The sequence below is a fragment of the Gimesia algae genome, from assembly GCF_007746795.1.
Classification (GTDB): domain Bacteria; phylum Planctomycetota; class Planctomycetia; order Planctomycetales; family Planctomycetaceae; genus Gimesia; species Gimesia algae.
Genome location: NZ_CP036343.1, coordinates 6,756,013 through 6,777,599, shown reverse-complemented (window position 1 = coordinate 6,777,599; position 21,587 = coordinate 6,756,013). Strand labels below are relative to the sequence as shown.

At 49.0% G+C, this 21,587-nt stretch carries 23 protein-coding genes and 1 pseudogene; 4 read left to right on the top strand and 20 right to left on the bottom strand.

What is annotated here, in order from left to right:
• Positions 1-37 precede the first annotated feature (37 nt).
• The 7 genes and pseudogenes from Pan161_RS25500 to Pan161_RS25470 all read right to left on the bottom strand — a co-directional run bounded on the left by Pan161_RS25500 (position 38) and on the right by Pan161_RS25470 (position 7,361).
• Positions 38-784: an acetolactate decarboxylase gene (locus tag Pan161_RS25500; RefSeq protein WP_145231583.1), complete on the bottom strand. Its 747-nt coding sequence runs from the start codon at positions 782-784 to the stop codon at positions 38-40.
• A gap of 212 nt (positions 785-996) precedes the next feature.
• Positions 997-1,410 (bottom strand): ferritin-like domain-containing protein, encoded by a 414-nt coding sequence (locus Pan161_RS25495; protein WP_145231582.1) that lies wholly within the window; start codon positions 1,408-1,410, stop codon positions 997-999.
• A 91-nt stretch (positions 1,411-1,501) separates the two neighbouring features.
• A pseudogene (locus Pan161_RS25490) lies at positions 1,502-2,134 on the bottom strand (cytochrome B6); the annotation flags it as partial.
• Between the two features lie 602 nt (positions 2,135-2,736).
• On the bottom strand, positions 2,737-3,972 hold the full coding sequence (locus Pan161_RS25485; protein ID WP_145231581.1) for a helix-turn-helix domain-containing protein: 1,236 nt from the start codon (positions 3,970-3,972) through the stop codon (positions 2,737-2,739).
• A gap of 84 nt (positions 3,973-4,056) precedes the next feature.
• Positions 4,057-5,289, bottom strand: a complete 1,233-nt coding sequence (locus Pan161_RS25480; protein WP_145231580.1) for a recombinase family protein — start codon at positions 5,287-5,289, stop codon at positions 4,057-4,059.
• A gap of 12 nt (positions 5,290-5,301) precedes the next feature.
• Positions 5,302-5,544 (bottom strand): hypothetical protein, encoded by a 243-nt coding sequence (locus Pan161_RS25475; protein ID WP_145231579.1) that lies wholly within the window; start codon positions 5,542-5,544, stop codon positions 5,302-5,304.
• 488 nt (positions 5,545-6,032) lie between these two features.
• The gene (locus tag Pan161_RS25470) at positions 6,033-7,361 is read right to left on the bottom strand and encodes a hypothetical protein (protein WP_145231578.1); all 1,329 of its coding nucleotides are present in this window, start codon (positions 7,359-7,361) and stop codon (positions 6,033-6,035) included.
• A 134-nt stretch (positions 7,362-7,495) separates the two neighbouring features.
• Between Pan161_RS25470 and Pan161_RS25465 the strand changes: the two genes are divergently transcribed.
• Positions 7,496-9,097: a tyrosine-type recombinase/integrase gene (locus tag Pan161_RS25465; RefSeq protein ID WP_145231577.1), complete on the top strand. Its 1,602-nt coding sequence runs from the start codon at positions 7,496-7,498 to the stop codon at positions 9,095-9,097.
• On the opposite strand, the gene Pan161_RS25460 is transcribed toward Pan161_RS25465, so the two are convergent.
• The 12 genes from Pan161_RS25460 to Pan161_RS25405 form a co-directional block, all read right to left on the bottom strand.
• Positions 9,042-9,731: a HesA/MoeB/ThiF family protein gene (locus Pan161_RS25460; protein ID WP_145231576.1), complete on the bottom strand. Its 690-nt coding sequence runs from the start codon at positions 9,729-9,731 to the stop codon at positions 9,042-9,044. The genes Pan161_RS25465 and Pan161_RS25460 overlap by 56 nt on opposite strands.
• On the bottom strand, positions 9,728-10,291 hold the full coding sequence (locus Pan161_RS25455) for a hypothetical protein (protein ID WP_145231575.1): 564 nt from the start codon (positions 10,289-10,291) through the stop codon (positions 9,728-9,730). Before Pan161_RS25455 ends, Pan161_RS25460 begins: the two co-directional genes overlap by 4 nt.
• The gene (locus tag Pan161_RS25450; RefSeq protein ID WP_145231574.1) at positions 10,278-11,327 is read right to left on the bottom strand and encodes a hypothetical protein; all 1,050 of its coding nucleotides are present in this window, start codon (positions 11,325-11,327) and stop codon (positions 10,278-10,280) included. The genes Pan161_RS25455 and Pan161_RS25450 overlap by 14 nt, the downstream gene beginning before the upstream one ends.
• A 76-nt stretch (positions 11,328-11,403) precedes the next feature.
• Positions 11,404-11,628, bottom strand: a complete 225-nt coding sequence (locus tag Pan161_RS25445) for a MoaD/ThiS family protein (protein WP_145231573.1) — start codon at positions 11,626-11,628, stop codon at positions 11,404-11,406.
• 223 nt (positions 11,629-11,851) lie between these two features.
• The gene (locus tag Pan161_RS25440; RefSeq protein ID WP_145231563.1) at positions 11,852-12,067 is read right to left on the bottom strand and encodes a hypothetical protein; all 216 of its coding nucleotides are present in this window, start codon (positions 12,065-12,067) and stop codon (positions 11,852-11,854) included.
• A 109-nt stretch (positions 12,068-12,176) separates the two neighbouring features.
• Entirely contained in the window at positions 12,177-12,428 is a 252-nt protein-coding gene (locus Pan161_RS25435; RefSeq protein WP_145231562.1) for a hypothetical protein, read from the bottom strand.
• A 10-nt stretch (positions 12,429-12,438) separates the two neighbouring features.
• Entirely contained in the window at positions 12,439-13,380 is a 942-nt protein-coding gene (locus Pan161_RS25430) for a hypothetical protein (protein WP_145231561.1), read from the bottom strand.
• Between the two features lie 26 nt (positions 13,381-13,406).
• Entirely contained in the window at positions 13,407-14,903 is a 1,497-nt protein-coding gene (locus Pan161_RS25425) for an AAA family ATPase (RefSeq protein ID WP_145231559.1), read from the bottom strand.
• A 47-nt stretch (positions 14,904-14,950) separates the two neighbouring features.
• Positions 14,951-15,556 carry a hypothetical protein gene (locus Pan161_RS25420; protein ID WP_197995517.1) on the bottom strand — a complete coding sequence of 202 codons (606 nt, stop codon included), beginning with the start codon at positions 15,554-15,556 and terminating at the stop codon, positions 14,951-14,953.
• Positions 15,557-15,615: 59 nt separating this feature from the next.
• On the bottom strand, positions 15,616-15,810 hold the full coding sequence (locus tag Pan161_RS25415) for a DUF2997 domain-containing protein (RefSeq protein ID WP_145231555.1): 195 nt from the start codon (positions 15,808-15,810) through the stop codon (positions 15,616-15,618).
• Positions 15,797-16,174, bottom strand: coding sequence for a DUF1257 domain-containing protein (locus tag Pan161_RS25410; RefSeq protein WP_145231554.1), 378 nt, complete (start codon positions 16,172-16,174; stop codon positions 15,797-15,799). The genes Pan161_RS25415 and Pan161_RS25410 overlap by 14 nt, the downstream gene beginning before the upstream one ends.
• A gap of 1 nt (position 16,175) precedes the next feature.
• Positions 16,176-16,745, bottom strand: coding sequence for a hypothetical protein (locus Pan161_RS25405; RefSeq protein ID WP_145231552.1), 570 nt, complete (start codon positions 16,743-16,745; stop codon positions 16,176-16,178).
• A gap of 477 nt (positions 16,746-17,222) precedes the next feature.
• Here Pan161_RS25405 and Pan161_RS31115 point away from each other — a divergent pair, with 477 nt between their 5' ends.
• Together Pan161_RS31115 and Pan161_RS25395 are read left to right on the top strand one after the other, a co-directional pair.
• Positions 17,223-18,092, top strand: a complete 870-nt coding sequence (locus tag Pan161_RS31115; RefSeq protein WP_145223942.1) for a tyrosine-type recombinase/integrase — start codon at positions 17,223-17,225, stop codon at positions 18,090-18,092.
• The gene (locus Pan161_RS25395; RefSeq protein ID WP_145223941.1) at positions 18,089-19,312 is read left to right on the top strand and encodes an IS91 family transposase; all 1,224 of its coding nucleotides are present in this window, start codon (positions 18,089-18,091) and stop codon (positions 19,310-19,312) included. The genes Pan161_RS31115 and Pan161_RS25395 overlap by 4 nt, the downstream gene beginning before the upstream one ends.
• Positions 19,313-19,803: 491 nt before the next feature.
• On the opposite strand, the gene Pan161_RS25390 is transcribed toward Pan161_RS25395, so the two are convergent.
• The gene (locus tag Pan161_RS25390; RefSeq protein ID WP_261342930.1) at positions 19,804-20,796 is read right to left on the bottom strand and encodes a DUF5685 family protein; all 993 of its coding nucleotides are present in this window, start codon (positions 20,794-20,796) and stop codon (positions 19,804-19,806) included.
• 110 nt (positions 20,797-20,906) lie between these two features.
• Between Pan161_RS25390 and Pan161_RS25385 the strand changes: the two genes are divergently transcribed.
• A complete protein-coding gene (locus Pan161_RS25385) occupies positions 20,907-21,164 on the top strand; it encodes a helix-turn-helix domain-containing protein (RefSeq protein ID WP_232103490.1) in 258 nt (85 codons plus the stop codon).
• The last annotated feature ends 423 nt before the right edge of the window (positions 21,165-21,587 follow it).

The following is a 21,587-nucleotide window of genomic DNA, read 5'->3' as shown; positions in this document are numbered from 1 at the left end:
AAGTGAGTCGATTGCCCTGTTTTTCTCACTCACTTCGTCAACAGCAGGGTTGTCCCTGGTTGTACTGTAACCTCTCAACATGTCCTGTCCTCATCTCACCACTTCGTTTATCTTTGTAAAGCAGGTGCATATGAGTTGAAGTTGCCGGGTGTGTGATATTCCCCACAGAATCCTTCGCGAATACACCAATAAGTTTTCCTGTCACTTTCGGAATGTCAGCTTCGTAAGGTTGTTTTTCTTTCGGGAGTACTTCTTTTCGCATTCTGGCGCGTATTGGACAGGCTCCATAGATCACGTGAAAGCGGGCATTTTTGAAGTCACCTTGAATGACAAACATAAACGGCTCATTGGTGTTGATACCCGCCTGTTTTGCAGTTTTTTCAATCAGCATATCCAGATCATCAGATTTGACGGTGTCTGTAATTGGATGCTTGGTCCAGGAGTCCACATAGGCCCCGACAAGCAAGGCGGCCTGTGTGTTGGGAGTAAGCTTACCTGAGGCGAGAGTACCATCAGGTTTTAGTCTTGTGAGGGTGACATTATGATCAAATATGGTTGCCTCATCCGCGAGTGATTCCAGCGCTGCTACACCATAAAAATGAGGTTTCTTGATCACATTCGTGAATTTGACACGTCCCTGATGTTGTTGCTTGCCAATCACCTCATGCATTTTGCCATATTGGACGAAGTCTGTTTTTTTTGCTCCTTCTGCAGTAGTCTCTTTAAGGTCACTGATTGCCAGAGCGAATAGTCCGAAACAGCATAAAAATGTCAACCGATTCATTACATGGTCTCCTGAATTTATTGACTCGCCAGATCAGTTCAATCGGTACCGATTCTTAACTAATACATGACTGAATCAATCAGAATTAAAAATAGTCCATTTGTAATGATTAATCGCTGTTATTGCCTCATGCACAATGATACCAATAAAAAAGTAAAGAACTCATTATTCAGAAATCGAATGAAGTTTTAGCAACAATTCTCAAACAGGCCTCAGCCCAGCAATCTCTGCATCCCTTCAGCATGACCTGCTTCATCAGCTGCCTGATCCTCCATTTTCATCTTGAGATCAACCAGTCCTTCTTTTTCAGCCAGACCTGCCAGTTCCATGTAACCCTTCACGTCGATCTGCTCTTCGGCAATGTCATTTTTCAGCATGGTCCTGACATCGGTCGGAGGTGGTGTGAGATCGGGTTTGAGTTCCGGAGTCCCCCCCAGCATCAAGATTTTATTAGCCAGATACTGAGCGTGCCCTACCTCGTCTGTCACTTCAGACAGATACATCTGGCGGGCTGCTTCCCACTCGGCTCCTTTGATCGATGCACCCTGGAGCATATATCTCAGGAACGTTGAGACTTCACGGTTCAGTGCGAAATTCAGTCCCTTGATCAGTTCTTCACTTGCCATCGTTGCTTTTCCTTTAGAGGTTCAATCTTGATTAACCAGACGTGTCGAGCCCTGCCCGCAGAGAGCAGAACCGGCACACAAGGAAGTATCGTCACAGACAAAGTAAGACAAAGATAAGACAAAATAAGAATGCCACCAGATCGGCCTTCTTCTGAGCAGTCAGTTTAGTCCCCAGCACAAGATTATGCAACTCAACCGTATCTTCGAGTGTCAGTAAACGCTCATCATGCAGATAGGGGAGCGAATCCTTGATGCCCCGCAGCGGAAACGTCTTGATCGGACCGTCCATCGCAGCCATCCGCCCATTGACCATCTGTGGCTTGAAGAAACGCTCCGTTTTCAAGTCATGCATCAGGTTATCCGTGTAGTAAGGAGCCGGGTGACACTCGGCACAACGGGCCTTGCCAGAGAAGACTTTCTCGCCGCGAAGTTCCGATTCCGTCGCTTTAGCAGGATCGAGTTTGCCAAACACATCGAGCTTCGGTGCCGGGGGAAAGTTGAGCAGCGCCTGAACCTCCGCCATGAAATGCACCTAGCTCGCCCGTTCCAGAACGTTGACGCCTTTTTTGGTCGCAATCACGGGGTCGCCATCAAAATAAGCGGCCCGCTGCTCGAACTCGGTAAAATCCTCAATCGATTTCAGGGCCCGTTGCGAGCCGAACAACCGCTGAATGTTCACGCCCCGCAACGAAGGCGTATCAATCCGGTGCCGGAACTTCTGGGGGCAAGGTCAAGTTCTCAGACCATATTTCCCACATGTTGTGGAACACAAGAATCATTATGTCTCTATCGAGACGGGAGATTCCAGCGATCTAACCTGAAAGGAAAGAAAGAATAGAATACGGCAGTAAATAGTTGCTTAGAAAGTCTTCTCGTATCTCACCCTGTATATGACCATGTATCGATGCTATACGTGAATGCTTTCATTTCATAATAGAGAGCTTCATCTACTGTCGGGTAAATGATTTATGTCATTGTTATAGAGTCTGTTGGAATCGTCAAAAATCGGCCCCTAAGCGTTCGAAACCCTATATTGCGGTCAAAGCATCCCGAAGATTGGATAAATTGAACCAGGGACCTAGATATAGCTTAGATCCTATTCCTGGCTTAAGAAACCAGCCATTAGTACCCACGAACGCCGAATTCGGGATAGATAAAAAAAAGCATTAAGGGGCCAGTCAGGGCTCACCCTGACACAAAGAGGGAGACTGTTCTATTCGCCTGTCGCTATGTCTGTATGACAGGCAAACAGAACAACCCTCAAAAAAGTGATCCACTGATCGCCATGACAGAAATCATGCTCAGAGACACAAAAACTTTGACCTGTTATGTTCCCGAAGATTTACGGCGCAAGTCAGGCATGGCCTTTCCTTCCGCTTCAAAAGACATCTTCAAATAACGACGTGCTGTGACATCAGAACAATCTATTATATCACTTATTTCTTCCAGAGAATTACCTTCGGTAAGTAATTTTCGTGCCTTTACAGATATTGCTTTCTGCAGCTCTTCCTTAGTCGGCATAGAAAGACCATCCTGCTCGTAACTCCATTCCAAAGCCTTGTCGATGGTAGGGGGAGAGCAGCCATACTTTTCTGCCAGTTTCAACTTTGACCAACCGGATTCCCATAAAACTCGTGCTTCAGGGCCTATTTGAGAGAGATCAAACTTAGGAGGCCGCTTTCCACCACACTGAAGCTTGACATTATCTTTTACTTCAGGATGTGTCTCCAGATAATATTGAACAGCTGCCCGCGCCGTGGGAGGTGTGACGCCGAATTCTTCGGCCAGTTTAGCATACGGCAACTCTGCTTCCTGACGTCGACGAAAGACCTCAGGAGCGTGAATCTGATACCAGTGTTTTTCACGGGGGACATCAAATTCGATTTCTTCAAACCATTCTGGACCTAAACCGGTAAAACGTTCAGGATCTGCGGCAAATGCCGCCGCAGTATCCAGTTCTTTCCCTTCGGACCCGATTGACTCTACCCGTAGTTTCGCGCGGCGTCGAGGGGTTGCCTGATGTTCCTGCCGGTTGATCGCAGCTGAGTCCACTCCGCCTTCTGAATCAATGGAATTATACTTCATAAATTCTAGACATTGTGGTAGAGATCCCAGTCGACACATCTTCATTTTAACATGTCCATCTCTGAAACATTCGATCCGGTCAATGTGTAGTGATAATTCCAAATTACCCCGAGTGGCATTTTCACCAGCCAACACTTCGTCTAAACGGTTCAGGCTTTCGACAACAAGATCGGGATTGAGCAACTCTGCCATGTACTCTACTCGTTTCTGTCGCCGTTCAATTTGTAGCTGGATATCACGCTCTCTGTTTTCTATCCGCTGATAATCAATATGAATTTCATCACGAATAGATTGTGGAAGGTTGGGATCGGATAAAGAAATTTTCCAACCCTTTTTCTGATTAGATATGCGTTCAAGTTCGTGTGACAGAGAATCCACACGGCCCGAATCATTCTTGAATTTATTTTCCAGCTCTTGTTGGATTTCATCTTTAATTACTGGGTACCATTGTGAATTGATTAAACTATCGATATTCATTGCGATTCTCCTTAATACATGAATCATTTCAAAAAAAGAAGCTACGATGGAATTACCATCCCATCGTAGCCAGAATCAAAGATCTCAGGATGATGGGAACAGACGGATTTTGATGGCATCTATTACCATTTGACGAAGCCATTTCTCCGGAATCGTTTTATTGTTGGAACAAATCCCAGTTCTATGTCCTGGGCATGTGTAAGCCGTATATTCGCGAGTTTCATTGTTTTTCGTGACATAACTCCCCCCCCGATTTGGAACCATAGATCTATTACAATGGCCACAGCGAACAAGGCCTGTCAATAAATAGCGAATTGTCATGCCGGGAGCAGGCGCTTTGATTTGCTTGTCTGATTGCGGTGTGGTTTCAGCCAGTGCAGCTTTCCGTAATTGTCCTCGAGCTTTTCTTATTCGCCTGACTCGATCAAATACATCGTATTCCACTATTGGTGTGCAATAGTCATCAACGTGCATCTGTTCTTCAGCAGGGATTTTTTCAATGACTCGGCAATCACTGATGATGTCTGTAGTAACTTTAGGCCAAACCATTTTTCCGGTATAAATTTCATTATCAAGCCATGATCCAACAGTGGAACCATGAAACGGTTTTTGATGCTCTGGTACATCTTCATGATTATTGAGAAATTTGCTTAAACGGTCTTGTCCCCAACCGGTCTCATCAGCCTTCCGGAATAGTAATACTATAATCCTTGCCGTTTCAGGATCAGGAACAATAATACTATAAGAACGAGAACGGCCATTGGTATCTTCTTGACGAGTTTCCAGTTGATAACCAAATGGCGGTTTGCCACCTGACCATCGACCGCGTGAAATAGCATCCCGTTTGCCTCTAAGAACACGATGGGCTTTTGTTTTCCCCTCTTCAACAGCGCGTATTTCTTCAATTGAGTTGTAAATACGTCCTTGGGGAGTGTGGGGATCTTCGAAATTAGATTTTGCATCCAAGATCAGAACCCCATACTTGTTATACAAATCACGACGGATCTCTTTAAGATCGTCCACTCTTCCAAACCGGTCAATATCATCAACCAGGATGACATCAGGACTGATAACGCCTGATTTGATATCAAACAGCATTTTCTGGAAACCACGTCGTTTCCTTAATAACCGCCCTGAAATACCATCATCACGATAGTCAGCTAAATGTTTCCAATGGTCGGACCCGCACCTCCTTAATACAAGATCAATTGTATCATATTGCTGATCCGGACTTGAAGGGTTCTGGTTAGGGTCGCTCATACGACCGTAGCGAATGTAGTTGATCAGTTTCTTGAGATCGTACTGTGGTCTAATCATAATCTTTGCCTTTTAATTATGTCGTTCGATGTTTTGCCATAAATCTCTGGCAATTGATCTGGCGATAAATTTGACCAACCTTTGATGCCGTCTTTTTCTTACCTCTGTCGCTAATAAGAACTGCTGGTCAGGTGAAAGACCAGTCGGAAAAGGAAACTCTCCTTCAGCGATCAGGTTTGCCACTCTGTCCAGTTTTTCTGGAGTTGAGAGTAGATCAGCATTTGGGTTAGTCGGTTCGTTTTTAGTGTCATTCATAGACTGCTCCTTGAAAGTAAGGAGTCTGGAATGCCTCTCCAGACTCAAACGATAGAAACTTGTATTCACAAACCTCTTACAAAGCTGCAAGAATTTTGTAAGAGTTAGGAGTCGGATTCAGAAAATGGATCTTTTGAACGGGGTCAGTAAGTGATACTAATTCCGAATAGGAAGAGGATCTAGAAGTCAGCCGAGCAACATTTAACGGGCAGATGAGTTGGTGGCGGCAATGCAACAACAGCCTTGCAGGTCATCACTTAGAGTGAGGGAAGAGATGAAAGAATTATTCTACGATGCGCAGAATACTGGCCGAAATTCTTCTCTGACTACCCACCTTTCAGCGGTTAATTAGTCAATAAAAACAGAGAAGTTAGATGACACAGCAAGATTGATTTAAGGGGATTTGTTGAAATTGCAAACTGAAGTATCAACTATGGCGAATACAATTGATTACGACGGTGTTTTTTACATAAAACAGGACTATGACTTTAAAAAATGTGTATTTGGGCCGAATCCAGACGGAGTATGTAGGATCGTGGCTCAACTCCGTTTTTAACCAGTGTCCAGAGCGATTCAGGCAGACGCTCATTCAAACGGCTCCAGGATGTTGCCATGGCAGATAACGAGCTTGAGCCTTCTGGAAATAGATCATGTTCTCTAACACAGGCTCTACGTTTTGCTTTTTTTGCCAATAAAAGTAACAAGTCCCATCGTCTGCCACTAATCTGATCAGATATTTTCTTTTTTTCCCAGTATGCTTTTTTAGACTTCGAGATCAACACTAAGTCGCCGTTCGCAATCGCTTCTTCAACTACATCGGTTTGCTGTTCATCTTTGCCATAAAGATTTTTTAAATCTCCCAAAGCATGTGCAATCCGGTCTGTTGTCTCTTTATTCAGGAATGCAGTCAGCCTGTTTCTGATAGACTCAATTTCGTGGTTCAGAAATTTATCAGGGAGAGATAGCCAGTGCAGTTCAGGTTTCAGTCCAAATGCGGCATAGATCTGGGTGAGTATGACTGCTGAGTTGATTAAACGATTCTTTTTACCGCTTTTTAACAAATGTTGACATTCCGACCAGTCGGCCTCCAGGTTCTTCCACTCGTTTTCAAGTTGATCGACTAACTGTTGATAGGGGCGTCCTGTTGCTTCGATGGCTTTTTTTATCATGCATCTTGTTTTAGACAAAAGTTCATACCATTGCCGGGCTCGTTCCAGCAAACAACGGATCATATAATTTCCCACAGGGTCCAACTCATAATTAAATGCAATTATAAGCTCACCACGTTGGACTTTCTTTCCATCAACATCCTTAGGAATTTCCTGTACTGGGGCAAAATAATCTGAACTGTTTACTAATGACAAGTCGCTGATTAGAGACAGATATTCAACTTGGGACAGGACAATTTCTAACTCATTGGATTTACCAATTATTCTTTTCACACAAGTCGTTCTTTCAGCAGTTATCTCGACAGTTTCTTCTCTGACGTATGATTGAGGCTGATTCTGGTCTTCCAGATTTTTACCAATCAGTTCTTCCTTTGTTAACTGTGATAGGGTTTTGGCGCATTTCAGGATGCCCTGCTCCAGCGAATCGATCAGTTGACGTTCCGGTGTGTCTGCTCCGGGATTCAACGCAATTAGTGGCCAGTTTGCATATTCTTGAAACCTTAGACGCTGGCTATATTCTTCAACAGCAGGGCAGGCCTCATTCCTGAGCCAGGCCAGAAGTTTTTCCCTGGGAAAGTTAATCCTCGGTATATCCGCTTCCGGAACTATATCCTGATATCTTCGTACTGCCAGTTTCCAAGAGTCCATAGTATTGTTCTGATACTCCGCAGGCTGATCTTTAAATTTATTTAATCTGTTTCCAGACTCTTACAAATATTATGGCGTTTTGTAAGCGAGTTGTGAACGCCAATTTTTAAGCTGATCCCAACTGATGGGTTTCCTTGGTAGAAACCTGTTCGATATCAAAATTCAAGGGCAGTTTAAAGACACGTAAGATGGTTCGCAAAAGAGACGACATCCAACCAGGAGACTTTTCCCAGAAACAGGTAGAACCTGATGCGAAAAGTTCGACCTGGTGTGAGAAATATAAAACCAAGCATCGCTGGATTCGCATCGAGAATTTCCCGGACGGAATTGAGTCACCCAAAAAAGTACGTATATATAGACAAAACGACTACTTTCGGCTTCAATTCTGGGACCCTGCTGCAAAAAAGAATCTCACAGAACGGATCGACGGTGATCTGGTAAGTGCTATATTTCGTGCCCGGGAAATCGAGGAGCGTCTTAAACACTTTCGCTCATCCGGTTTGGGGAGAGGAAAACTAAAGCACCAGAGTCTACTCGACCTCTATCAAAATCACTTACAACGTCGAGCCGATGCCGGTGAAATCGCTCCCAAAACGGTCAGGCGATATGCTTCAGCATTAGAGCATTATCATACTTTTATCCAACAGCCATTGATAACGACGGCGTACCCATCTATCACTAATGTCAATCCTGATCTAGTTTTACAGTTTCAAGCATACTTAAAGAATCTGCAGGTTTCTTCTAATGGGCACCCCCATACGCGGAAAAAGACAATGTCTTCGACTGATTACGTACAGGACGTGGTCCGGGGAATGTATATCTGGGCGGCCGACCCGGATCGTGGAAATCTGATGCCATCAGGCTTCCGAAATCCCTTTCAGGGAAAAGTTCGTCAGTCCGCCTCGGTTGCCCCAGATCTATTCGGGGAGCCCGATATTACAATCCCAATGGTCGTTGATTTTTTGAAAAAGTGCGACAGTTACCAACTTCACCTGTTTGTGTTATTGATTTTTTATGGTCTGAGGGCTGCGGAACCTTGCTTTCTTTTCCGGGAAAACCTGACTTCAGATGGATGGTTAAAGGTGATTTGCCTGCCACAAATCAGTTATACGACCAAAGGCAGGCGTGATAAGAGGTTACCTTTGCTGGAACCGATCCGGGAGATCCTGGAGGGTGGCTCTGAAAATATAGGAACAGGATTGTTGATTCGGCGTCGTGCTGTTTTTGAAGGTTCAGAACAGCCGCCTTTATTAGATCAGTCACTGGAGCAGCTAACAAAAGAATATTCGCGCCGTTGTCAGATGACTGCTAATTTCACTGCAGAACAAGGAATGCAGATACGGGATCAGTTACTCCACGATGCAGGTGGAATTAAATACGACCATATTGAGCATGAGTTTCATCGCCTGGCTGGCCAGCTATCCTGGCCAGCCAAGGCAACTCTCAAAGATTTCCGTCATCTATTCAGCACCGCCATGATGAATGCCGGGATGCCAGAATATTATCGGAAGTACTTGATGGGACATGCTGTCAGCAAGGCAGCCATTACCAATTACACCCATCTCGACCAGTTACGGGAACGTTATCTGGAAGCCAGCCAAAGACAGTTCCAGCCAATTATAGCTGCGGTAACAAATCGTAATGTTGAACTGAAGTCAGCGGCCGAAGTCTTAGTACGTTCTAAATTTCCCGAGATGGATCAGGCCCCAGAATCAACTCGCTTGCGAGTAGGCTGAGGGTGATGTCACGATCCAAAGGTAACATGCGTCGCCAGCGTGTGAACTGGTGCAGAATTAAGCCTGCAGCGATGTTAGCGGTGTAGATTGTACTTTGTGCTGTGCAGCGACCAGTTTGGGCTTCGGACTGGTGAAACAAAGTCGATTCATAGTAATTGTTGTCGTTGTGGGGAGCAGCCACTGAGAGGACACGGATTACTTCACCCAGCATACGGCCATCTACAAATAGCTGGCAGTGAGAGGATACAGAACGCCAGATCGCCGCCCGCGCAGAGATAGAATCGACACAGCAAAAGACAGCCTCTCCCACAGGAACTGATACTCGATAACGATCTGGAGTCACCGTTACTTGAATCGAATCATCAAGCTCCTGAATGGCTCTGGCCGTTGCGTCTACTTTAGACTGTCCCAGATCTTGGTCTCGATATCCCTGAGTCGTGATATTAGTTGATTCCACCGTGTCAAAGTCGATCAGCTGAATCTGTCGTGTCCCAATGGCCGCCAGTTGCAGTGCGACCTGACGACCAATGGCTCCCACGCCGATGACGGTTGCCGTAATATGGGAAAGTCGTGCTGCTGGGATCAGGTCACTCTGTCTTTTGAAACGATCCGTAGTCACATTTAATGTATTCAAATTTGTTCTCCTTTCAATTCGTTTTCAGCAAAGAGCCAGTCCTCTTCCCAGTCAAAATCTGCGGTCTGATCAAAAGCAGACTGGAGTAGACGACGATTATGTTGCGGATGCACGTGACTTAAATATTCGTCCTCCCAACTTTCTGGATCGCATCCGGCAAATGTGTGAGCGTAATCCTGTTTCACGGGAATTTCGTATTCGGCCGTGGGACCCACATTAAATTTTAACCGCGCATATTTTTGCCCTGTCCGCGCCAAGATAAACATCACAGCCCAGTCAGATCGACCAAAGACGCGAGCAAAGGTTTTTTCATCCGTTAGGCTGGGTAAGGGACAATCGCCGGGATGCGTGTGAATCCAGATCCGACCAAACTGCTCAGGACGCAGACCTGCATCCACCTGATCGTCAAAGAAGTTGGCGACTGCCTCATCGTCGAAGGCCACATGAGCCAACGAGCAGGTTTGCTCCACTAGTTGCAGATCCTGCACCAGCAATAGATCGACCTCTGAAGAGATACCGAAGCCTCCCACTTCGGTGTCTCCATAATTACGCAGGTACAACAGTTTCGCCCAAGCTGTCGGGCTGAACCGCAGTTGCGGTAACTGGTTTTGCTTCTGCTGTATGGGTTTCCTGTTTTTCTTCATTCGTTTCTTCGATTTCTTGTGCATCGCAATCAGAGCACCTTTCATTTTCAAGTAAACAACGTTGACAACAGTCGGCATGACACTGAATGCACTGTCGCAGACAGGACGAACAGCATTGGCCGTGACAGCTGTCACAGTACGACAAACATTCATGGCAAAACGGACAATCGCAGTCCGAACAGTCTTTAGCACATCCCGTGCAGAGTGTGATTTCACAGTTTTCACAGCGTGTCTGTGAGTTGGCCGCAATCACATCAGCGCACTCGGTACATTCAACGCTGTCCCAGTCACTGAGCGCTACATAGGGGCTGTCGGAGTTATAAGTTCGTAACAGGCTGGCCACCATCGTGAAAAAATCAAACAGCCTTCCTTGTTCCAGTGAACGGCGTATCGCCAATCGTCCCTCTCCTTCACAGACGACTTCTGACTGAACGTGGGGATGTGTGACACCGTCATTGGTAATTGCCGGATTGGGGTCTCTAGCGATCACCCGGTAATGGAGAGATCCATTGGTGTTTTGGTTTCCATAGTCAAGGCAAATCTCAAAGGGGCCCAGATAGATGGCCTCCAGTTCAATTCGTTCTGTGATGACTGAAATGCTCTGCGTTCGGAGATCCAGATTCACCTCACCAAATTCTTCTTCTAAAGCCAGCAGTTCTGCGTAGAGCTCCCCAATAGAGGAAATCTGCTGTGGTGAATCCGACGACAATTTGCCGTGCAGAGTTGTTAGTTGCTGGATCAGCTGAGCAAGACTAGTTTTCAGTTCTCGTTCCAGTTTTAAAGCAGCCAGATTCCAACCTCTACGTTGTGCCTGCTGACATTTCTGAATCAATCGATCACAGTGCCACCAGACTTCGAAAGGCTGTTTTAATTGTGTCGGAGATTCTTCTGATACCAGACAGTGAAAAATATGACTGGCAGCCCGCCAGAATTGTTTTTTTGAATATTTCATAGTCTCCTCTTTTAAAAAAGTGATCTCAAAACAGGCTGCCGGGAACGAAGCCCCGACAGCCTGAGGAAATACAAACCTAGGACCACGCCCCCTCAATCTTTGTGGGAGTAATCGAAATCCGATCCCCGTCCTGTAAACACTGATTTGGAGGACAGGGCTGGCGGTTCACGCGAATCAGGTAATCGCGGGCCACAGCATCCCCCATCTTCTGTTCAAAGAGTTGTGCCACCGTCGTTCCAGCGGGGACGTCGATATAATCAGCGAAACCACCGCCATCATTGTTGATCAATAAAAGTTTCATAAAAGTCTTTCCGTTCCTGATTGAATTTCGATAAAAATTGACATTGGTTGTTTATGTGAGCGTCTGTCGTTTGCGACGTCGTTTCCTACGGCGTGTATTACTTTTCACACAACGTCGTCCCTTGATGCGACCGGCGTGCATGATTTGTCGTAGGGCCGACAGTGCATTCGACCGTGCACTGAGATCCTCTGGGATAGTTCGACAGCTTTCACTCGTTTGAAGATCAGGCCACCACTGGTTCATGGCGTGCCCCTAGTCTTAAAGAGTTGAGTCGATTGGTTTCCAACTCATCCCAGTCGATCACATACGGCCCTGACTCTTCTGCTGCAGGATCAATGTGCTCATCTGGCTCTGCCAGTAAAAAGCCCAGGCGTTTCACGGTCGAAATACTTTCGCCGGTTGCCAGGGCAACGGCCCGATTTAAATCTACTTGTTTCATCAGTCGTCTCCTTGAAAATGTAAGCGTTCAAATATAAAAGCCCCGGTCCTGCAGGCAACAAACTTGCGAGACCGGGGCAAACCAGTAGTCAAAATTATGTCGTCAATTCTCAGGGACTGATGTCTGTCGGCAACCAATGCTGCTCCAACCAGTCCGTTTCTGATTTCAGGGCTGCACTTCGGTGCGCGAAAGGTCCCAACTGTGGCCCGTCCACGGGAGACAGATCCACATTCCATTGACCGTCTGCATTCGGTTCGACATATGAGCCACGTGAGATGGCCAGTCGACCGAAGGTTGCCAGATCAATTTCCTCGGAGTAAACGCAGTGCACCGTCCCCTGTGGTGAGATTAAAAGTTTCATGTGGATCACCTCATTTGGGGGTTCGGATAATTTGTCGCCGCGGTCGATCAATCAACAGACCATCCAGGGCTGCCTGGACTCCAGACAACTCTGAAGCCACCTGCTGACGGAGTTCACCGCGTTTTCGCAATTCCTGAGGCTGGATGCCTTGTACGATTCCCTGACACTGGGCTACCAGAGTATCCAGCTGCTCATTCGATCGCACATTCAGAGAGCGGAAGCGTTCAAAGAACTCGTGCAGGTTACCTATGGCGGAATCACGAAAGACTTTGGGCCGGCCGTCGGCTTGACCACTGAGACGGTCAGTCAGATGCGACACCAACTGTGACAGTTCACCCAGAAAGGCGTCTTCCGCCAGCCTAACCGCTTCTTCGAACCGCGACTTCACCCTCTGACATTCCTGCTCGTACAGTTCAGGATTGAGTTGCCTTAAATAATCCGGCGGTTCTACACTGGGAAAGTCCCAGGAAACCTCGAACAAACCGATCATGCTCACGGGATAATCGTCGTCATTGTACAGACTTCCCAGACGCTCCTGGGCTGCAGACTTCAGAGACAAATATTGTTCATCCAGGTTTGAAACAGCTTCGTTGAGTTCTACCGTAAATTGGTGCATCTGTTCCTGAAAAGTAGTCAGGGTATCCTGCCGCAGTAACCGTATCCCGGGTTCCGGAAAAGGCAGACTGATCGAAGTCCAGTACGATCGCACTCGCTGCCGGACCGCATTCACGGCGCGGAAGCGGGGATGACCGGTATCCAGCAGTTTCTTGCCGGCACTCAGGAAAGTCCCTTCCGCCCCAAACGATTCGGCAGCCTGAGTCTTCTGGTCGCGTGTTAGGGATTTGCGTGTGCCAAACCATTCAAAACTGATGCGTGTGGCACACATCGTTGATCGCAGCCGATTGATGGGATCGGTGCGGGTATTTACTTCATCAATAGCAGTCGTAGTCATATTGTCTCCTTTAAATAGAGTTTGGTTTAATTTCTGTGGGGATCGTGCGAAAGATTCCCACGTGAACGCGAACCGGAACGTTCGTCGTTACTAAAAACGCCAGGCTGTTCTGCAGACAGACAGCGTTTGCTGGCCCAGCGTCGTAAACGGGCCACCGATTCGGCGGCTGTGACAGCCACAGGAACCACGTTTTCTGCAGCCTTGATTAAGGGCACGTCCAGTAGAGCCGCCAGACGACAGCAGGCCCGGATTTCCGAACCGGTCCAGTGCCGGTCGTCTGGCAAACGTTGATCGGACGTAAGACCAAACAGATCACGGTACAGACGCCAGATGGCCTGTTTCTGGTCATCTCCCGGTAAATCCAGAAAGAACAGCGCATCAAAGCGTTCGGCGCGTACAAACTCCGGCGGCAGTTTGGAAATGTCGTTGGCGGTACAGACCACAAACACGTCTGAGGTGTGGTCGTTCAGCCAGCTGAGCAGTGTTCCCAGCATGCGGGTCGACACGCCACTGTCAGACTGTCCGGAAGAGGCAGAGCCACTCAGCCCTTTTTCGACTTCGTCAATAAACAGGATGGCCGGTTGCATCGCATCGACGATCTGGAGTGCCCTTCGAGTTCGCTCTTCTGTTTGGCCTAAAAGCGAACCCATCAGAGCCCCGACGTCGAGGGTCAGTGTGGGACGCCCGGTCTCTTTTCCCAGTGCTTTAGCAAACGCACTCTTACCGGTTCCCGGAACTCCCAGCAGCAAGACGCCTCTTGGACGAACGACCGTTGCATCCTGTGGCCGGGGACGGAGCGCACACCGGCAAAAGGCTTTGAGTGCTTCCAAACCTCCCAATCCATCGAACGATTCCGATCCTTGATGCAGTGATAGCATACCGCTTTTCAATAACGTTTGAGATTTTAGCTCCAGTACGACTGAGGCTTCAATGCGGCTATGACGTACCAGCGAGAGACTGAAGGCCCCTTCCGCTTCATAACGGGTCAGACCCGAAGCGGCATCCAGGACACGCTCCAGTTCTGGACCCTCCGGTAATTCTCCCGTTTCCGTGGCGATACTGCGGGCAATTTCCAGCAGCTGATCCCGATCAGGAAGATCATGCTCCAGGCAAACAAACAGTTTTTCCAACTCCGTCGGAATCTGTACCAGACTGGAAAGCACGACAATAAATGTCCGTGCCTGTTTCCCCAAGTTGATCTGTTGTGTCAGCGCCTGAATGATCTCAGGCGAATCGATGAAGCGATGGAAGTTTTTCAGAACCAGCAGTGTGGGACGGTCCGGATCGGCCTGACTACTTAAACTGTGAATGGCCGCCAGAGGATCGGGGAGCGATGTGTCGCCGTCCTCAGCGAGTTCCGTCCCTTGCAGGCCCCGGTCAATGTCCCAGGAGAGTAACCGCCAGTCTTCAGTGTGGCAGAGCCGGGCCATCTCCAACAATGCCTCATCGTGTTCATGGCTCTGAATCCAGATTCCAGTAAAGCAGGCGCGTACGTTCTCCGCCAGACGTTCTGATAGTAACATAGAAATTTCCTTGATGGTTTGAAGAAAAAAGAAAGTGTGAAATGTGCTTAAGTGGTTTCAGCCAGTTGGCTGATTGACTCCAGCCACGAGATGACTTCTCCTTCAGGATCGCGTTCCTGTAGCAATGAAACCGTCATCTGTTCGACGGCGCTGGTGTTGAGCCAGTGCTTAACGCGATTTGTCAGTCGCACCCGGGCACGCTTGGTGATCTGTTTCCAGTTGGGGTTGCCATGACTGCTTTCGAATATCTGTTGCGCCGCAACGGTTGCCACACAGTCATGATCGCCATAATTCAGTTCCACACTGGCAACGGCCAGAATGGCACTGGGGTGCAGATAGTTCTCCAGACTTCGCTTTTTGGTCAACATGGCGCGGCAGCGATAGCGTTGATTGATCGTGTCGACTGTTTGCTGACGCTGTTCTGTGACCGGTGACTGCTCGCGATCATACAGATGAAACTCTGGCAGGTTGAGAGGAGCCAGTCTCCTGATCCAGGCCTGAGGATGACCGCTGATCGGCAGAAAAATGAGTTCCCTGTTGCGTTCCATGCTGGCCAGATCAGGCAGTGTAGGATCATCGGTGTGCAGAAGAGTGGAGATCCGTCTCAGGAACTTGATGTCATGCGTCCCTTCAACAACCACCAGCACACGCACCAGTGGCGAATCTTCGGGAATCGGGTCCGGTAAGACCTGAATGTGTTGATTTGCGAAAGCTAATTCTCCTGTGTCAGATGGTTGGGTTGATGTTGGACGGTTTGATGATATTCGGCGGTCAGTTTTTCCGAGGAGACTTTCCCCAGCGCCGTTTCCAGAAACCGGCTAGCGTCCTTGCACCGGGAACCGGTAAAGCCGCGGGTTTCGATCCGGGACTGACCATCGGTTGAAATGATGATTTCAATTGTTTGCATGACCCTCTCCGAGCTGAATGGTAAGTTTGATGGAACCGTCGCTGAGCTGGTTCTCCAGGACGGAATGTCCCTTACGGCGCGCTTCCAGGCGGCATTTTTCTACGCCGTAAAATTGCAGTAGTCTGTTGAGCTGACCCGGTTCGCCCCAGCGGCCCTCAAAGTTGTCGTAGCGAACCTGGCCTTGATCGACGTCGAACACAACAGGATACCGCCAGTCCGGTAGACGGACACAGTAACCGGTCGCTTCTCCGCTAAACAGGGGAACGCTTTCGTGAACGGGTTCTCCTAAATCGAGGCGGCGACAGGCCAGGCCCAGTGCCTCGGCATCGCGAACTTCCGTTTGGATGGTAACAATATGTGACATTTCAGTTTTCCCTTTCTGTAGATGAGTTATCAGGAGATTGTAGTAAATCCGTTAACCGGAGTTTGTCAGGATCTGTTTTCGCAGGTGGCATCAGCCGTGGGTCAGATGAGACCAAATCGTCCAGCAGTAATTCTGCGATCTCATTCTTGCTCACAGGTTCTACCTTCTGCTGCAGCAACAGCCAGCAGATCAGCAGGGGAAGCAGACTGGCCACCACAAAGGCCACTCTGGTGATCGCAGCCGCAATAATCGGATCTCGATTTCGGCTGTCAGCGATTTCACGACGTTCTGCTTCCAGCTGATCGCGCTGGTGGCCGATTTCATTTTGCCCTGCTTGGATTTCGCGCTGCAGAACGACCATTTCCTGCCGGGCTCTGGCATCAGCTTCCACCAGCTCGCGTGAACCCGAGGCGACTTCCTGTTGCAGTTCGACCATCCGACGGTTTTGATTCGACTGACGTTCCAGTTGTTGCGTGGCCAGTTCGGCCACACGACTGTTTTCGTCGGAACTACAGCTGACTCCGGTCAGTAGAATCAGCGTCAGTGTGAGTCGAAGCGTCTGTTTTTCCATTTGCCCTCCAGCGATGAATCAGGTGTCTGAGAATACCCTGTAGCGCCAGCCGCAGACTTCGCTCCTTGATAAAAGCGATGACAGCCAGCAATAGCGCGACAGAGACGAACGTTAAAACAATAATTTCCAAGAAATGCTCCTTTCTGATAGTGGATATGCAAAACGCCCCGCATTCCCGTGTAATGCGGGGCGTTTTTACTGATGATAAATTTGAAAATGGAATTGACTACGATCGACGATAGCTAATCCTTCCCCTATCTATTGAACTAAACCGCTTCGCGGTAGGCTTGGGACCGGCAGCCGTGATTGATCGCTCCGCTGAGGGCTCGTACCCCCGGACTGCAAAGTACAGGTAGGCACCCCGGTCCGTCTGTACGGCCTGTTCCGAATATTCCGATTTGCGCTTCCGCCTTTTGTGAGGCATAGTTTCAGTACCTTCCCGGTCTCTGAAATCTCTGTTTCACGAAAGGTCCAGTGATGACTCCACTCCGGCAGCGCATGATCGAGGATATGGAACTACGGAACCTGTCCCCGAAAACGATCATTCTTTATGTCGACAACGTGTCCCGTTTTGCCCGGCACTTCGGTAAAAGCCCGGAAGCCCTGGGACCGGAGGCCATCCGAACTTACCTGCTGTACCTGGTCCAGGACCGGCAAGTCGCCTGGGGAACCTACAAGCAGGTGCTGGCCTCGCTGCGGTTCCTGTATCGGAACACGCTCCATCGCGGAGAGATCGTGCACGACATTCGCTGCCCCCGGCCCGAGCGGCATTTACCGGAGGTGCTGAGTTTTGACGAGGTGCGCCGTTTCTTTCAGGCGGTGCACTCCTTCAAGCACCGCACCATCCTGATGACGGCCTATGCGTCAGGATTGCGGATTTCCGAGGCAGTGCGTTTACGGATCTGTGACATCGACAGCCAGCGGATGGTGATCCGCATCGTGCAGGGGAAGGGAAAAAAAGATCGTTATACGCTGCTCTCACCTCTGTTACTGCAAATGCTGCGGTACTACTGGTGGGCCGCCCGTCCGGTCGACTGGCTGTTTCTCGGTCCTTCACGGATCAAACCGATCACTGTGGGAACGGTACAACGGGTCTGCCGGGACGCACGCAGTGAAGCCGGCCTGGACAAAGCCGTCACGCCACACATACTCCGCCATAGTTTCGCCACGCATCTGCTGGAAGCCGGCACGGAACTGCGGGTCATCCAGGAACTTCTGGGCCATGCCAGCCTGCGGACCACCGCGATCTACACGCACGTTTCCACGCACCTGATCGGCCGCACCCGCAGTCCACTGGAACTGCTCCACGAGCAGGACCAGACAGACACGCTACAGGAGGACTCATGACGCGTCCCCGGTGGGAACTCGCTGACGTCGTGCGGCAGTACGGAATGGAGTATCTGAAGCGATACACCACGTCCGTCGCCCAGCGCCGCGTCATGCGGGCGCTGCAGAACTGCCGGACTGCGGTTCTGGGCGGGCATGTGGAAACGTGCCGCTCCTGCGACCATCGACAGATCAGTTACAATTCCTGCCGGAATCGCCACTGCCCCAAGTGCCAGGGTTCTGCCTGTGCACAGTGGATGCAGCGGAGGGCAACCGAACTACTGCCCGTGCCCTACTTCCACGTGGTGTTCACGCTGCCGAACCTGCTGGTGGACCTGACGCTTGCCAACCCGCGGCTGATGTACGGGATGCTGTTCCGCGCGGCCAGCCAGACGTTACTGGAAGTCGCCGCCGATCCCAGGCACCTGGGGGCGGAGATCGGGTTCCTGGCCGTGTTGCATACCTGGGGACAAACCCTGATGCCGCATCCCCATCTGCATTGCGTGGTCCCTTCCGGCGGACTGGCGCCCGACCGCACACGCTGGGTCGCGGGACGGGCCGATTTCTTCCTGCCCGTGCGCGTACTCAGTCGGCTGTTTCGCGGCAAGTTTCTGGATCTGCTCAAGCAGGCATTTGCTGCGGGGAAACTGGAATTCCCCGGGCGGCTGGCTTCCGCCGCCGATTCTGCGGACTTCAAGCGTCTTCTCAACCGGTCCGTGCAGACCGAATGGGTCGTGTATGCCCGGCCGCCGTTCGGCGGCCCCGAGTCGGTACTCAAATACCTGGCACGTTACACGCACCGCGTGGCGATCTCGAACAGCCGGCTGTTGAACGTCGCAGACGGCCAGGTCACGTTTCGCTATAAAGACTATGCCCAAGGCAGTCGGAAGCGGACCATGACGCTCGCCGCCACAGAGTTTCTCCGCCGGTTCCTGCAGCACGTGCTTCCGGACGGACTGATGCGGATTCGGCATTACGGTTTTCTGGCCAACCGCTTCCGGACAGAAAAGACCGCGCTGTGCCGCGAACTGCTGGAAGGAGCGGCGTCTCCGACCGAAAAACATTCCCTTGAAGATTCCCCGGTGGCGGGGGAGTTGCCTGCAATCTGTCCATCCTGTGGCCAGGCCGCGCTCCACAGGTCGCAGGAACTGCCCTCCCGCTGGGAGCGACTTCCTGCTCCCATTGCGGTACGTGCCTCGCTGCCGGCTTCCGAACTCTGGGAGGTCTGTGACACATCATGAACTCTCAGGAAGAGAATCTGTTCGTTGTTTCGATCTCTTTTCGCGGAGTGTTTCGGTCGAGGTCTGCGCCGGTAGCGGGCACCGCCTCCGGGAGTCCCCGCACAACCGTCCTCGCAACTACAACCTGTCCTGGCTACTTGTCACGAAACACGAGCGAACGAGTTCGTCGGGAAAAAACGTCCGCAATCACAGAAAAAACAGAACGCTGTTTTCACCCTGCGGTCATTCAATCCCCATAGTCGAAAACGCCCCTGCGGTTCAGTCCAATAGATCATATGCCGCGTGTTGAGTACCCCGAAAAACCGCTCCACCTGAATGCTAACACGCTGCATATAATCCTATTTATTATGACACGATTTTCGCCAAAATTTAGGTACCGGATGGTAACACAATACTGAAATGAAGCTATTATTTGGACTTCCCCAGGAATCGTTTGCGCTCTTAAAAGAGTGCAAACGATTCTGAGGAACTTCATCAATTGGCCTACAATATCAACACATATAGTTACAAGCGAAGCAGCAGCAAATACTGCCGCAAAAACAACCAGAAATCGCTTTACCACATTCATCACCATCAACAAGAATGGCGCCATCACCACATGGAATACAACAACTGGAATAGAGTGTTATACTCTTCTGGTCATTGATACCAGCAGCTGCCAAGAGTGAACGTTCTACAGCATGCCAGGATCGCTTCAGTTCTTCACCAACCTGGGCTACAAAGATACCAGCTTCACTCAAGTGCGAACCGACATAGGTCAAAACCTTGTCTTTTAGATCAGGTGGCAACGTATGGACCTTCGGACCTGCCTCGATACAAAGAGGATTAAACGATATTTCCTGGTCTTGAGAGAAATCTCTAATCGCATCCGTTAAGTAAACAGCACGGCCCAGAGATTCTCCGACCTGCTGTGCCTGCTCTTTGGTAAAATGAGAATGGCATCTTTTTGCGATTTCTCTGGTTACTAAACCATAGGCTTGAGAAGTAGGCGCTGATGCGATCTGGAAATCTTTTTCTCCTTTTCTTTCCAAATCAAACTGAGTACTCAGAATCTGCTCCAAATGCTCGACATCGAATCCCAGTGTTACCAGATCAGTCCGCGCTTTCTCAAATTGAGCTGAGTACATGCGATTTGCCAGCCGTGTTTTCCAACTACTACCATCCTGGATGTCATCCTTAACCTTTATACCGATGGTGTAAGTACTCATTGCAGCCAAAAATTTCTGTAGTTCAGAAAGTCCTCTCTTTCTTAACTGGCCAGTTCCACCTCGTACGCAATTCCCGATGGTCAGCTTTTGCTCGTTTTCACTGGAAGGTGCTTCCAGTAACCACCACAGGGTGGCAATGTCATGTACAACCAGCATGCGTGATTTCAGCCCATATTGGCTGCGCAAAAGCCCACAAAGACTGCAGTACGACGACATGTGGCGTCTACTTTCAGTCGAACTCAATAGTTTTCGTTGTGGTTTCAGTACTCCAAACATAAATTCCCCTTGAGTAATAGGTTACTTTGACCGGCCCATTATATCCTGTAATGGGATATCCTCAAGTGGGATGTAATCTCCTCGTACTTTTTTTAGGAGGTACCGGGAGCTTGAAAAAGAATCTATATACACAACGGCAGCGCATTCTGCTCGATTTGTTGCGGAAAACCAGGGAAGAAGCAGACCTGCGGCAAGATGATGTGGCGGAACGCCTGGGACGCCCCCAATCATTCGTCAGCAAATATGAATCTGGCGAACGCCGACTGGACATTCTGGAGCTTTATGATGTCTGTGAAGTTTTGGGAATAACATTGAGTAATTTTATTTGCACACTTGAATCATTGCTAAAGAAGAAAAAAAATGATTAGTTAGATCAGTTTCATAAATCATAGATCTCAGTAACTCCTAATATCATAAGAGTATAACTCATTTCAAATGCCATTATTCTAACTTTGATTGATATGACCTGATTTCGTTGTGAAGTTTGGCTCCATTATCTGTCCTATGTCTTCGAATTAGGTCGTTAAACGGTTTCCAAGAATAGGTATGGGTTCGTGGAACATTAAGCAGTCGAGGTTTGTAAATTAGACGGACTTCACAAATTTTGAATAGTCATGCAAATACGAGTCAGCTGAGTTTTTTGACACTGCGCAAAAAAGAAGACCTACTGACATCCGACTTTATGCCAATTGGAGTTTACAAGCTCAGTGTAGGTTCAGTGCCAACCGTTGTCTGGCAAATTAACGGTAACAATATTAACTTGTCGAATTTCGCTCGTGAAAACTTGTCAT

Coding starts and splice junctions, on each gene's coding strand:
- Pan161_RS25500 (WP_145231583.1), bottom strand. CDS start 784: ATGAATCGGTTGACATTTTTATGCTGTTTCGGACTATTCGCTCTGGCA.
- Pan161_RS25475 (WP_145231579.1), bottom strand. CDS start 5,544: ATGAATGACACTAAAAACGAACCGACTAACCCAAATGCTGATCTACTC.
- Pan161_RS25445 (WP_145231573.1), bottom strand. CDS start 11,628: ATGAAACTTTTATTGATCAACAATGATGGCGGTGGTTTCGCTGATTAT.
- Pan161_RS25410 (WP_145231554.1), bottom strand. CDS start 16,174: ATGTCACATATTGTTACCATCCAAACGGAAGTTCGCGATGCCGAGGCA.
- Pan161_RS25495 (WP_145231582.1), bottom strand. CDS start 1,410: ATGGCAAGTGAAGAACTGATCAAGGGACTGAATTTCGCACTGAACCGT.
- Pan161_RS25435 (WP_145231562.1), bottom strand. CDS start 12,428: ATGAAACTTTTAATCTCACCACAGGGGACGGTGCACTGCGTTTACTCC.
- Pan161_RS25430 (WP_145231561.1), bottom strand. CDS start 13,380: ATGACTACGACTGCTATTGATGAAGTAAATACCCGCACCGATCCCATC.
- Pan161_RS25440 (WP_145231563.1), bottom strand. CDS start 12,067: ATGAAACAAGTAGATTTAAATCGGGCCGTTGCCCTGGCAACCGGCGAA.
- Pan161_RS25480 (WP_145231580.1), bottom strand. CDS start 5,289: ATGATTAGACCACAGTACGATCTCAAGAAACTGATCAACTACATTCGC.
- Pan161_RS31115 (WP_145223942.1), top strand. CDS start 17,223: ATGACTCCACTCCGGCAGCGCATGATCGAGGATATGGAACTACGGAAC.
- Pan161_RS25415 (WP_145231555.1), bottom strand. CDS start 15,810: ATGCAAACAATTGAAATCATCATTTCAACCGATGGTCAGTCCCGGATC.
- Pan161_RS25395 (WP_145223941.1), top strand. CDS start 18,089: ATGACGCGTCCCCGGTGGGAACTCGCTGACGTCGTGCGGCAGTACGGA.
- Pan161_RS25390 (WP_261342930.1), bottom strand. CDS start 20,796: ATGTTTGGAGTACTGAAACCACAACGAAAACTATTGAGTTCGACTGAA.
- Pan161_RS25425 (WP_145231559.1), bottom strand. CDS start 14,903: ATGTTACTATCAGAACGTCTGGCGGAGAACGTACGCGCCTGCTTTACT.
- Pan161_RS25450 (WP_145231574.1), bottom strand. CDS start 11,327: ATGAAATATTCAAAAAAACAATTCTGGCGGGCTGCCAGTCATATTTTT.
- Pan161_RS25485 (WP_145231581.1), bottom strand. CDS start 3,972: ATGAATATCGATAGTTTAATCAATTCACAATGGTACCCAGTAATTAAA.
- Pan161_RS25470 (WP_145231578.1), bottom strand. CDS start 7,361: ATGGACTCTTGGAAACTGGCAGTACGAAGATATCAGGATATAGTTCCG.
- Pan161_RS25405 (WP_145231552.1), bottom strand. CDS start 16,745: ATGGAAAAACAGACGCTTCGACTCACACTGACGCTGATTCTACTGACC.